At 36.6% G+C, this 12,150-nt stretch carries 13 protein-coding genes; 6 read left to right on the top strand and 7 right to left on the bottom strand.

The window, feature by feature from the left end; translation table 11 throughout:
* Positions 1-189 precede the first annotated feature (189 nt).
* From ASU02_RS16175 to ASU02_RS16150, 7 genes are all read right to left on the bottom strand, one after another.
* Positions 190-489 carry a hypothetical protein gene (locus tag ASU02_RS16175; protein WP_057765446.1) on the bottom strand — a complete coding sequence of 100 codons (300 nt, stop codon included), beginning with the start codon at positions 487-489 and terminating at the stop codon, positions 190-192.
* A 273-nt stretch (positions 490-762) separates the two neighbouring features.
* Complete coding sequence (locus ASU02_RS16170; RefSeq protein ID WP_057765444.1) at positions 763-1,059, bottom strand: hypothetical protein; 297 nt, start codon at positions 1,057-1,059, stop codon at positions 763-765.
* A gap of 416 nt (positions 1,060-1,475) precedes the next feature.
* Positions 1,476-1,862 (bottom strand): DUF1259 domain-containing protein, encoded by a 387-nt coding sequence (locus ASU02_RS16165; RefSeq protein WP_057765442.1) that lies wholly within the window; start codon positions 1,860-1,862, stop codon positions 1,476-1,478.
* A gap of 746 nt (positions 1,863-2,608) precedes the next feature.
* Positions 2,609-3,001, bottom strand: a complete 393-nt coding sequence (locus ASU02_RS16160) for a hypothetical protein (RefSeq protein ID WP_057765440.1) — start codon at positions 2,999-3,001, stop codon at positions 2,609-2,611.
* Positions 2,998-3,345: an FG-GAP repeat domain-containing protein gene (locus ASU02_RS27400; RefSeq protein ID WP_157684520.1), complete on the bottom strand. Its 348-nt coding sequence runs from the start codon at positions 3,343-3,345 to the stop codon at positions 2,998-3,000. Before ASU02_RS27400 ends, ASU02_RS16160 begins: the two co-directional genes overlap by 4 nt.
* On the bottom strand, positions 3,342-3,572 hold the full coding sequence (locus ASU02_RS25955; protein ID WP_082631832.1) for a hypothetical protein: 231 nt from the start codon (positions 3,570-3,572) through the stop codon (positions 3,342-3,344). The genes ASU02_RS27400 and ASU02_RS25955 overlap by 4 nt, the downstream gene beginning before the upstream one ends.
* 275 nt (positions 3,573-3,847) lie before the next feature.
* Positions 3,848-4,138 carry a hypothetical protein gene (locus ASU02_RS16150; RefSeq protein ID WP_057765437.1) on the bottom strand — a complete coding sequence of 97 codons (291 nt, stop codon included), beginning with the start codon at positions 4,136-4,138 and terminating at the stop codon, positions 3,848-3,850.
* A gap of 117 nt (positions 4,139-4,255) precedes the next feature.
* Between ASU02_RS16150 and ASU02_RS16145 the strand changes: the two genes are divergently transcribed.
* The 6 genes from ASU02_RS16145 to ASU02_RS16120 all read left to right on the top strand — a co-directional run bounded on the left by ASU02_RS16145 (position 4,256) and on the right by ASU02_RS16120 (position 12,140).
* A complete protein-coding gene (locus tag ASU02_RS16145; protein ID WP_057765435.1) occupies positions 4,256-4,450 on the top strand; it encodes a hypothetical protein in 195 nt (64 codons plus the stop codon).
* 976 nt (positions 4,451-5,426) lie between these two features.
* Positions 5,427-6,998 carry a PucR family transcriptional regulator gene (locus tag ASU02_RS16140; protein WP_057765433.1) on the top strand — a complete coding sequence of 524 codons (1,572 nt, stop codon included), beginning with the start codon at positions 5,427-5,429 and terminating at the stop codon, positions 6,996-6,998.
* A gap of 125 nt (positions 6,999-7,123) precedes the next feature.
* Positions 7,124-8,308: a metal-dependent hydrolase family protein gene (locus ASU02_RS16135; RefSeq protein WP_057765430.1), complete on the top strand. Its 1,185-nt coding sequence runs from the start codon at positions 7,124-7,126 to the stop codon at positions 8,306-8,308.
* 36 nt (positions 8,309-8,344) lie between these two features.
* Positions 8,345-9,751, top strand: a complete 1,407-nt coding sequence (locus ASU02_RS16130; RefSeq protein WP_057765428.1) for a sodium:solute symporter family protein — start codon at positions 8,345-8,347, stop codon at positions 9,749-9,751.
* Positions 9,752-9,771: 20 nt separating this feature from the next.
* On the top strand, positions 9,772-10,902 hold the full coding sequence (locus ASU02_RS16125) for a M24 family metallopeptidase (RefSeq protein ID WP_057765426.1): 1,131 nt from the start codon (positions 9,772-9,774) through the stop codon (positions 10,900-10,902).
* 65 nt (positions 10,903-10,967) lie between these two features.
* A complete protein-coding gene (locus ASU02_RS16120; RefSeq protein ID WP_057765424.1) occupies positions 10,968-12,140 on the top strand; it encodes a metal-dependent hydrolase family protein in 1,173 nt (390 codons plus the stop codon).
* Positions 12,141-12,150: the final 10 nt, after the last annotated feature.

The raw sequence follows: 12,150 nt of genomic DNA, 5'->3' as shown, positions 1-12,150 counted from the left end.
TTTTAGTATCACTCAATGTATTCATCTCCTTTCCATTATTTTACCTAATTTGAGGAGTTAAAGAAATGGTTAATTAACTTAATGATAGATGTGTGTCGCTTAATGAAATCAAGGAATAAATTTTTTTGTAAAAAAATAAGTGATAGCTCATTAAAGCTACCACTTATCAATACAAGTATTTAATTAATGTTAGTACTGTCTTTGTTTATTCGCATTCCAGCCCATTATATAAGATAGCAGTGAGACAACAATCTTTACAACTATGAGAATTACAAATGGTCCTAAAAGAATTGCTGAATTTGTTAATAAAGATAATTTGTTTCCGTTGTCAACTGCAAAATTTAAAATGTAAAAATACAATATTATGGATGTTGGAATTAATACTACTTTTGCTAATCTTGTTTTTATTGTGTTACCGAAGAAGTTAATTATAAATGAAACAAGAACAAAAAGTGAAAAACTATTTAATATAGCCATAATCAAGAACATAATGAAAAATCCTCCAAGTAAATAGTGCTTAATTCCTATTAAATCATATTGAATAAATTTTTTCACTATGAGTTTAAATAAAAGTATCTGTCTAGAACCATTTTAAGCACGATGTATCCAGGGCAAAGAGTACGTTGAGTAAGTATAAGATTGGTGACTCGCCCTGGAAGCCTATTATTAGGGGTAAATTAGCTCTAAGTATCAAATGTCTATGACATAAGAATTAAATGTAATTAAGTAATTTATTAATAAAAAATGTGATATAGAAGGAACTTATTGGTTTTTTAATTTGTTAATTACGTCTATCGCTCTCTCTAAATCCGTTTCAGAAGAAGTTATAAGATCAATAACAGAACTTTTCTTAGAAAATTTCCGCATTTCGAAGAAGATTTTAGGCTTTTTATACTTGAAGATCGTACCTAACTCAATGATTGGAACGTAATCAAACCTTTGATTAGCCAAAGGTAATTTTTTGAAAAAGGAATAAAATTCATATGTATTCTTTACTTCATCTGGATATTTCTGTAACAATTTTTCAAAATTCTCAATTGGATCGACTAGTTTTTTCATAATAAACTCCTTGCTTTTTTACATTAGGACATTTGTATTATATCACAATAAAACTAGGGTAAATAATACTAAAAATAATTGTTTGAAAGTATTAGGGGAATGAAAATGTGATAAGTACTTATGTTTTGTTCATAGTACGAAATTTAAGTGAACTTAATAATAGCCCGGTTAAATAAAAAAGCATCTTCTTAAAGGTAGATGCCGAGTGCGAGCTTCGCAAACTCTAATAGTAAAAATAAATCTAATTCTAACTCGAATTTTAGTTTCATAGTATCATCCACTTGAACAGCTGGAAGTAAAGAAAATAGATCTTGAAGGAGAATGAAGTCTTTAGGAAATAAAAGAGTAGTTATGTATGTCAAAAAGAAAAGAGCCAATTGTGACATTCGTTTAAAACATCACAAAATGGCTGGTCATTACAGAATGCCTACCTCTCTAGCAGCTTCAAAACTATTTCGGGCAAACACAAACGGGTCCCCAATATTCTCCCAATGCATATACATTAAACGTGGTTTATCAAAAAGCCAATGGTTATGAACAGTTATAACCATAATTCCTCTTCTTCTTAATGCAGAAAGGAATGGATTAATTTCATTTTGACGGATGACAGTTTCACCTAGGTTAAGTGTTCGGCCATTTTTGTTGTTTTCAAAGGATAGGGCAGATGGAAGTGATAAAGGGGAACGAGTACGAGGGCCTAAAATAGTGGCATTATTATTTCGAAGACGTTGAACTATACAGACAGGAGCAGCGGTAATTACCTCGCCTCCGATAATATCTGCAAGTTGTTGACAGGATGACATAGTAGTATTTCCTTTCATTTAATGTCTTATAACATATGTAAAATTAGAAAGACTTGTCTAGATAATTTCAATAAAAGTTAAAATTAGGCTATTTGAAAGATTAAATAGAATGTTACCGAGCAAGCTATTTGTGTTTAACAAAAAAGTTGAATTTCGGAGATGGGATTTCTTAATCGGTATAAATGAATGTATTTGAAATTTGATGTAAATGTGTAAAAGAGTAAAAAAATAAATCACCATGCAGGAACTTACCTATATACCTGCATGGTGTAAGGAGTGAGCGTTAAAATATAACGCATTATAAAATATTCGATTGTTAATAACTTGTCAGTGCTTCTTAAAAAAATGTGTGAATACTAAGTAGATTAAGGACCTTTTTGAATAGAGGCGGGGAAGGGGCATGCATTAGAGGCCACATAGGGTATGGGAGGAACTGCAAACGGAGGATTTTTAAAATCACTGGTAGTTGCTCACTAATAACTATTTCTGCTTAATTAAACTAAATAAGTAATTTATTAAAAAGAAGTGGGGGAAATAATTGCATCTTATTAAGGCAAAATAGTGCAAAAGGTGGTTAAAATAACTAGTCTTGACAGAAATTCAACCATCAACATAACTCCTTTCAAATTCAGTTTTTCAATAATTTAATAATAAAGTTTGATTATTTATCTAGTATATTTGCACTGTAAATTTATTGTTAATTCTCATAAAGCATACTGATAGAAAAAGGACTTACTTCGTTCCTTTTAAAAAAATTTTTCTTTTTCGTTAATGCCCAGTATCTTGGCAGTTAATTTAATACTAATTGCTTCTAATCCTTCAGCATTAAGTTCATTATTTGTACTATTTATAGAATCGGTATCCATTTTCTTAGCTGAATCAGTTTGACAGGACTCTTTATTATTATCATTGTTTTTGTAATTAGGCTCTTTATCAGTCTTAGGTATTTTTGCATCTACACTACCTAAAGCTTTCATTATTTTTTTTTCATTGCTTAATTTTATCATTAACAAAAGCATATCTTTAAAATCATTTTTCTCATCCATATTTAAGTTAATTTGTTTTTGGATCTTAGTTTTCATTAATGATCGATTTAGATTAGTGGGTAAATCAGCAAAACTATTTTTTTGAATATTCATTGGATATCACTCCTATGTGGATTATTATACCTTATTAGTAAAATGATAACAAAAAATCCATTAAATAAACATAAGGTACCTACTGGAAAGTTAGTTACGGAAAATTGGGCAGCTCCGTTGTTAGTTAAAACAGAAACATTATCTGTACCTGGATTTGCTGTCGCTAAATCTGGTATGCCATCACAATTAAAATCAGCTGAAGTGATATCAAAAGGAAAGCTGTATATGGTCAGAGGAACTGTTTTCCCCGGGGAAAATATCTCGAATCTATTATTTAAAAGAATAGAGACATCACTGGTTCCTACGTTTGCTGTGGCTATATCAATAAAACCGTCTCCATTCAAATCAGCTGCGGTAATGGCAATTGGAGAATTACCGACCGAATAGGGGATTCCTGGTGCTTCAGTAAATATACCGCACCCGTATTTAGAAGAATAGTCACATCGTTTGAACCAATATTTACAATTGCTAAATCGATAGACCCGTCGTTATTCAAGTCTGCAGCTGCATTATGAACGTGAGAAACTCCTATAGGATAAACAGCTGCCGGATGAAAGGTTGGGCTTGCCACACAGTCAACCTCATTTCGTGAAGAATTATTAAATATATGTGTTAGGACAATTTTCCTTGTATAGATATTTGTCATAGGAAATATTAAGTAATTTATTTTGGAATGTAATCACACGGTTAAACCTTTATGCAGACCAAGTTATTGGGAATAATAAAGTGTTATAGTCATTAGGGCTAAACAAAAGGATAAAGTAGTTGTTTAATAGTGAACTATGTATGGATTTTTACAGTTAAAAGAGAGTGCCATCCATTAGGATGGCAGCTCTCTCTATGAGATTAGTCAGCTTCTATACGAATAGCTGCAATTTTTTGACAGTCTACAATCAGTGTTGAACCTGGCTCGGTTTCAAGATCTACGAAGTAAGCACAACAATTTTTGTTGTTTAAGTTAATGAACCTAACGTCTTCTAACACTTGACCGCCATCAAGGAAAACATCTACTTCAGTTTGAGTCTGTAATTTTCTTAACGTATCACAAATACAACCTTTACATTTGTCACAGTGGTCATCCTTGGATTTTCCACAATCATGGCAGTGACACTTTTTCGAATGGTCAAAGTTTGACATCAAAGACCCTCCTTTCTTTTTAAGGATGGTGGAACATTAATAGCTTATGAGCAGATGAGATTGAAGGAATGGACAAACAGCGTGGCTTAAAAACACATTTTTACGAGGATTTATTATGTGGGTATAAAACTAGATGTTGCAGGTTTTAAGCAACTTATTCTATTAAACACTGTTTTCGTGTGGCTGGATGCACTAGAACCTGGTGTGTATACCTATGCCCTTGTGATTAGTACAAATGTTTTTAATGTTGATAGGGATGATAGTTCCTTAGAAGACCGAGCAATTGTGGCAACTGTAATTAACACTGACTAGAGGCGATTGTTTTTTTAGGTGCAAATTTAAACCACTCCCTCTTCATTTACTCAGGGGTGCCAAATTTAGTAAGAATTTGACCTAATATGTGTAGCTATTATTTTCTGTAACGGGTGCTTTGGTTTAATAAGGAAATGAATGATTGGTATAGGCATCTTTAATAGATGCCTATTTGATTATTCATAGAAACCTAAGTTCATTAGAAATCGCCATATGTATAAGGTCAACCAGAGCTATTAAAATGGTATGATAAATTATTCCTAATAAACATCAAGATAAAAAACAAAATAAGCCTGCAAGTACCAAGTCTGTAATGATTAAATTTGAAAGTTCTATAAGTTGTCTCGCTATTTTGATTTACATTTTGTTGGAATTACTTGCAAGCTATGTTCCAAATACCAAATACCAAGGAAGAGTTTATAGTGTTAGTTAGTTTTCGGTAAAATGATGGTTCAAGATAGCGCCATTTATTAAAGCAAATTAATTAAGCAATTCATTAAAATTAGCAAATTATATTACTTCAAAAAATGCTCTGTTAAAACTGAATGTTAATTTTAATATGTTTGAAAAATAAACGGAAAAATTACGTTTAATTCGGGAAATACACATATTTCCTTAAAATTAAAGGGAGTTTTTCCGCTTATATTATCCAAACCTTAGAATATTGTCTTTTATAGAGCAGTTAAGCGGAATAGCTCCGTTTATATCTGCCTCTTAAGCTTCTACTGTATATATTAGACGGAAATTCTCCGCCTAATATATACGTGAAAATCAACAATGAATATTAACAAAGCCTTAAAAAAAGAAGCATGAGAAATTGTTTGTGTTTCTTTTTTTATGTAATGGTTTACCACTTTAAAGTTATAAGAGAAATAAAGGGAAACACGATGAAATGTAGAATTACTACTATTAAATTTCGAATTTCGTAATAATAACAATCGTTAAAAACAAGCCACTCAGAAAAAGGGGGAGTCTAATGATCACTGTGGAAGCTATAGCAAAAGCACTCGAAAAGGAAAATATCAAACTAGTAGGGGGAAGGAAAAAGGCTGATCGTGAGATTTCCTACATAACCAGCTTAGAGCTTACTGAAAAAACGTCGCGCATCAAGGAAAATGGCTTTGTTCTGTCTACGTTTCATGCCTTCAAGGATGTAGAGCAAATTATTGCCCATTTAGAATGGTTAATCGATGAAATAAAAATTAGTGCTATTGGCTTTCATACAGCATCAATGAAAGCAATTCCCCAAGAAGTGATTGAGTTTGCGAATGCAAATGCTTTAGCCCTATTTGAAATCCCTGAGGACATTCCCTATTACATGATTTTTGAGAAATTCAATTGGCTAATGAATGAAAAAGAAAATGAACAGCTTGCGGCTATTTATAAATTAAATGAGAAGCTGATTGAATCGGTTTTATTAGAAAAGGATTTAAATTCAATCGTCAAAGTCATTGGCGAGCACATAAACAATATTGTATGCGTATTGGACCCATACTTTGAACCGATTGCTTTTTGGAAAAAGAAAGACCAGACGAGAAGTCAGATAAAATATTTGATTGAGTTAATTATCAATAAAAATAAGGAAAATGTATTAAAGGTGCGCTTTACTAGCCGCGAAGCAACAATAACTGTAAAGGACGAAATGGCTGCAGCTGCCCATTTTAAAGTATTTCCTTTGTTTTCAAATATGACCTTTTTAGGATATATGCTTATTTGTCAGGAAGGGATCCGTGATAAGTATTCTGAAGAGGTGATAAAAAACGGAATCCGTGCGTTAAGTCTGGCTGCTCATAATAAAAATACCTTACTCAATTATCAAAAGAGAAAGGATATCAAATTGTTCGAAAGGATTTTCCAGGGGGACGCAGCAGAAATAAGTGTTTCAGACTTTTATATCGACTTAAAAAAGGTTACATGTATTTTCCAGGTCCAATCCTATTCTCCAAATTCTCTCCAGTCACAATTACAGATGTTCTCTGAACTATTTATCGAAAATCATTCAAACTCCCGCATATGGATTTATAATAAAAAAATTGTCGGAGTGATTGAGACTGCTTGCGAAAAAGAGAAAATGACCAATATCCTCAGCGATTTTCCGGATGCTCGGATAGGTGTAAGTTCCATCGAAAAGAGTGCCGAGATTAAAAAACTCCAAAAGATGTATGAACAGTCCGCATTAGCTTTAACACACTGTCATGTCCAAAATAAGCAGCTAGTGTTTTGGGAGCAGATAGGGATTGAAAAAATGGCCTATCATATTCAGCCAAATTCCTTATTTGATAGGCTTGACGAAGAAATACTCGATCCACTGATTTCGTATGATAGGGAGAAGAGTGCAAATTTAACAGAAACACTGTATGTATACTTAAAATATTTTTTTAACCTGCAGAAATCTAGCAGTGAATTATTTGTTCACCCAAATACGATTAAGTATAGAATGCAAAAAATAAATGAATTGTTGCAGATCGATATTCAAAATCCAACCCACTACTCGATGCTCATGCTCGCTTATTCACTCTACCATTACAAGCAAAGGAAAGATGATTGATCATGCCATTGTTGAGAAGAGACAAAGTCATGTCTCTTTTTTTGTCTCCTTCCAACAATGTAATTCCATTATTTCGTTGTTATAATTTTGAAAAATCAGTTAATTTAACAAAAAGGAGAGTTCAAATGACAAAAACAACGAAATGGCTATTAACCAATTGCAGCATGATTGATGGATGGAGTGATTCGATCATTGAGAATGCCTTCATCAAAATTGAGGAGGGAAAAATAATTGAGGTTCAGCAAGGGGAGCTGAAACAAACAGAAGGTTTTGAGGTCGTTGACTGTACAGGGAAGTATATACTGCCTGGCTTAATCGATTGCCATGTGCACCTTGTATGGAATGGAAGTGCTGATCCACAATCCGTTATTAAGCATGAAGAAAACGATCGGATTGTTCTCGAAGCATACAAGCATGCATTAGATACCCTTCGATTAGGAGTAACAACGGTTCGAGACTTAGGGGCACCTGACAGAACGGTATTGCATGTGAGAGATGTGATCAACTCGAACTTGCTTGCAGGACCTACGATTATTGCATCTGGGGCACCGATCTGTATGACTGGTGGACATGTTCATTATTTAGGATACGAGTCAGATGGTGCGGATGAGGTTCGTAAAAACACAAGAAAGGTTCTAAAGGAAGGCGCGGACCTGGTAAAAGTAATGGCGACAGGCGGGATTTACACGAAAGGGGAAGAGCCTGGTTCGGTCCAATTAACCATTGATGAATTAAGTGCAGCAAAGGAAGAAGCACTAAAGAAGAACAAAAAAGTGGCGGCACATGCAGATGGACTGGAAGGAATTATGAACTGCTTAGAAGTAGGGATCGATACGATTGAGCATGGCATTTATGCTGATCGCCAGGCACTTGAAATCATGAAGAATCAAGGAACGTTTCTAGTCCCGACAATGGCTGTGATGAGACAGCTTACAAGCAGTCCGGATATTCCCGCATTTGCTTTAGAAAAAGCAAAGCAGGTTGTTGAACCGCATTTTAATATGCTAAAGGAAGCGGTTCAAATCGGCGTGAAAATTGCGACAGGCACAGATTGCGGCTCACCATTAACCCCGCCTGCATACTACTTTGATGAATTAGCTATTATGCATGAGGCTGGCATGTCGCCGATGGATGTAATTAAAGCATCAACAAGTGTGGCAGCGGAATGCCTTGGGGTTGAGGATCAAATGGGAAGGATTACTTCTGGATTGCGGGCAGACCTGTTAATTGTAGATAAAAACCCACTTGAGGATTTAAATCGTTTACGAGAAGAGAAGCTTATTATGAAAAATGGTGTTTTTGTAGGATAGCAATAAGGATCAAAACAATAAAAAAGAGGTGAGCACATGAATACGTACTTAGTAGCAGTTATCATTTACTTGGCTTTAATGGCGTTAATTGGCGTATACTTCGGAAAAAAGTCTGTCAAGAACAGCGATGACTTTATGGTGGCAGGCCGCAGTTTACCGTTATTTGTAGTGATGGGGACGTTGCTGGCAACGTTTGTTGGATCAGGAACGGTGGTTGGCGGTGCGAGCTTTATCTATCAATATGGTCCATTTGCCGCTATTTTTAATCTGTCAGGTGGGATTGTTGGTGCGATTGTCTTGTACTTTATCGCTGGCAAAATTCGAAAAGTTGAGATTTATACGGTACCAGAATTACTGGAGAGGAAATTCGGCAAAGCGGCTTTATTCATCTCTTCCATTATTATCATCTTTGCATTCGTTGGGATTACAGCCTACCAGTTCACTGGCGGAGCTTACGTCCTCCAATTAACTACAGGGATACCATTAGAGGCAGGCGCGATTATTATGTGTGTGCTAGTCATCTTTTTAACGGTTAGCGGCGGGCTGTTTTCAGTGGCCTATTCGGATGCACTAAGTGCGGTTTTAATCATCCTTGGATTTATTATTGGGGTTCCATTTGCATTAAATGCAGCAGGTGGTTTTGAAGGATTGGCTATTTCCTTACCAGAAATAAATAAGACATGGAACGGAGGTCTGTCCTTTCCGCAGCTTCTTGGTTTCTTTCTGCCCTTATTCCTGCTTGTACTAGGAGATCAAAACATGTATCAGCGTTTTTCAGCTGCAAAGGATCCAAAGGTTGCACAAAATTCAACGATCGGTTTTTTTGTTGGAAGTATATTTGTTATTGGACTAACAATCATCCTAGCTACAACATCCATTGTTCTATTCCCGAATATTGCACCAGATACAGCGATTTTATCCCTTGCGATTGAAGGCGTGCCATTAGTAGTTGGATTGCTTATGCTATGTGCTGCTGTAGCATTTATCATCACAACGGCAACCTCCTATTTATTATCAGCATCTGGAAATATTGTCCGTGATTTAATCCAGCGCTCTAGTAAAAAGACCTTTTCAGAAGGCAAGCTATTATGGTACAACCGTGTCATTGTCATTATCCTAGGGGTTCTTGCCTATGTGCTGGGACAATTCTTCCCAAGTGTACTTGCCATCCAAATGTATTCCTATACGATGTATGGAGCATCCATCACGCCTGCTCTACTTGCGACTGTACTGTGGAAGCGTGCAACAAAAGCAGGGATAGTAAGCTCCATGGTTGTGGGCGGGGCATCTACCATGCTATGGGAGCTTGGGCTAGATCGCCCGCTGGACTGGAATAGTGTGCTATTCGCCTTGCCATTGTCCGTATTAGCACTGATCATTGTCAGCTTATTAACGAAAAATAAAACGGTATCATCTGACCTTACAACTAATCATGCTGGATAATATAAAAGGAGCTGGAGATTATGGATACAAAGATGCGAATTAATAGATTGAAAGAGTATATGAGGGAACAGTCCATTTCTGCCGCGTTTGTCTTTCATCCGGATCATCAATTTTATATAACGGGTTTTAAAGCCCTTATCTACTCCAGACCCATTGTCTTTCATTTGCATGAAAAGACAGCGATGATTGTTCCTGGGCTGGAAGAAACCCACGCTAAAGAGCATGCGATAGTAGATGATGTGCTTGTTTATTATGAGCATCCGAATGCGGAGAAGACAGAGACAACTCATATGCAGTATATCAAGCAATTGCTTGAAAAAAGTCCTGCGTCATCAATAGTTGGGGTAGATCTATCCTTTATTCCAGGTGAAATCCTTCAATTGATTCAGGAATTAGGCTACCAGGCAGTGGATATTGGCCAGTATATTTATAAGATGCGGTTTATAAAAGATGAAGAAGAAATTCATATGCTCGAACAAGCCGGAAAGCTTGTGAATTTAGCTGTCGCCCGATCATTGGAGAAGATTTGTATAGGTACGACGGAAATGGAAATTGATGCAGCTGGAAATGCAGCCCTATTTGAAGCAACTGCTACACAGCATCCGGATGCAGTTATTGATGTCGTGGTGATGTCCCCTTCAGGTTTAAAGAGAAGTATCATGCCGCATGTATTTTCGAACACAAGAAGAATTGCAGCGGGTGATGTCATTATTCATAGCAGACAGGTTGGGTTAAATGGCTACCGTGCAGAATTAGAGAGAACCGTCATAGTAGGAAAGCCAAACCTAGAACAAAAGAGAGCATTTCAAGCAGCTATCGATGCACAGCAGCGTGCCATTGATTTTATTAAGCCTGGTGTTAAATTGTCAGAAGTAGACGGGGCAGCACGGCAGGTATTTGAGAAAGCAGGGCTTGATCAATATGCGATTCATCGGACTGGCCACGGGATTGGAGTATCCGCCCATGAACAGCCATTTTTACGATATGATCATCACGATGTAGTAGATGAAGGGATGGCTTTCTCGATTGAACCGGGTATTTATATCCCGGGAGTAGGCGGATTCAGACATTCCGATACCGTTCTCATTACAGCGGATGGGTGCCGGTTAATTACTGACTATCCAAGTGATATGGAATCACTGCTCTATTAATCTAATTTAGAAAGGAAGGAGTGCTTGTGCTTCTTCCTTTCAATTCTTTAAGGAGGGAATCTCAAATGGAATATATTATCTCAAATATACAATTAATGTATGGCGAAGAATTAGAGGTAAGGGAACATACGGCTCTATGGATAAAGAATGGCTTAATAAAGGAAGTAGTAGATGAGTCACAGCTCCCAGCAGGTGTAAAGGTGATTGATGGAAAAGGAGCATATCTAGCCCCTGGTTTAATAGATTTACATATTCATATGATGTGGGATGGTTCATTAAACCCCGTACGAACCTCTGAATCGGAAGGCTTTGAACAAATGCTCATTAGAGCCGTTTCTAATTGCCAAACCTATCTTCATCACGGAATTACCACAGTCAGAGACATTGGTTCGATTGACGATATTGCCCTGCACGTAGCAAAGGGGATCAAAAGAGGGCTCATTCAAGGACCAGACGTGATCGCAAGCGGAAAAACATTAACGATGACTGGTGGACATGATCCGTTTTGGGCCAGATTTGTTGATGGGAAGGATGAAGCACTAAAAGGGGTCCGTGAACAAATTTTTAAAGGGGCAGAAGTCATTAAAGTCAGTGCGACCGGAGGGGTCTACGGAAGAACAGAGGGGGAAGAAGTAGGAAATGCCGAGCTCAGCTTGGAGGAGCAGCAAGTCATATGTGAGGAAGCCCATCGCTTTGGCCTCAAAGTAGCCTCCCATGCCATTGGCAGTGAGGGAATCTATCATTCGATCATTGCAGGTGTCGATACAATTGAACATGGGCATTTTTTAGATGATGAATTAATTGGTTTAATGGAAGAAAGAAATACGGCATGGATTCCAACATTGTTCGTCTATAAGCAAATCGCAACAAAGGAAGGCATTCCAGCCTATGCAAGAGATAAAGCTATTGAAATAGTGAATAGGCATAGAAAAGCCTTTGAATCCTACTTTGAACGGAATCTTTTAATTGGCGCTGGTTCTGACGCAGGTTCCCCATGTACCTCCCACACGGCGTTACTAGATGAATTATATACGATGTACGAGATAATTCCTGATGCCAAAAAGATACTGAAGACAGCAACCGTTAATGCAGGGAAAATACTTGGAAGAAATGTAGGACAGATTCAAGAAGGCTATCGGGCGAATATTATTTTGCTGAAGGAGAATCCGCTGGTGGATTTGAGGAATTTGGAGGGGGTTAAGAAAGTTGCTGTGGGAGGGGAATTTGTTACCAGATGATAGAGGACTT

The organism is Cytobacillus praedii, assembly GCF_001439605.1.
Classification (GTDB): domain Bacteria; phylum Bacillota; class Bacilli; order Bacillales; family Cytobacillaceae; genus Cytobacillus; species Cytobacillus praedii.
This window is presented reverse-complemented; position numbering and strand designations above follow the sequence as displayed.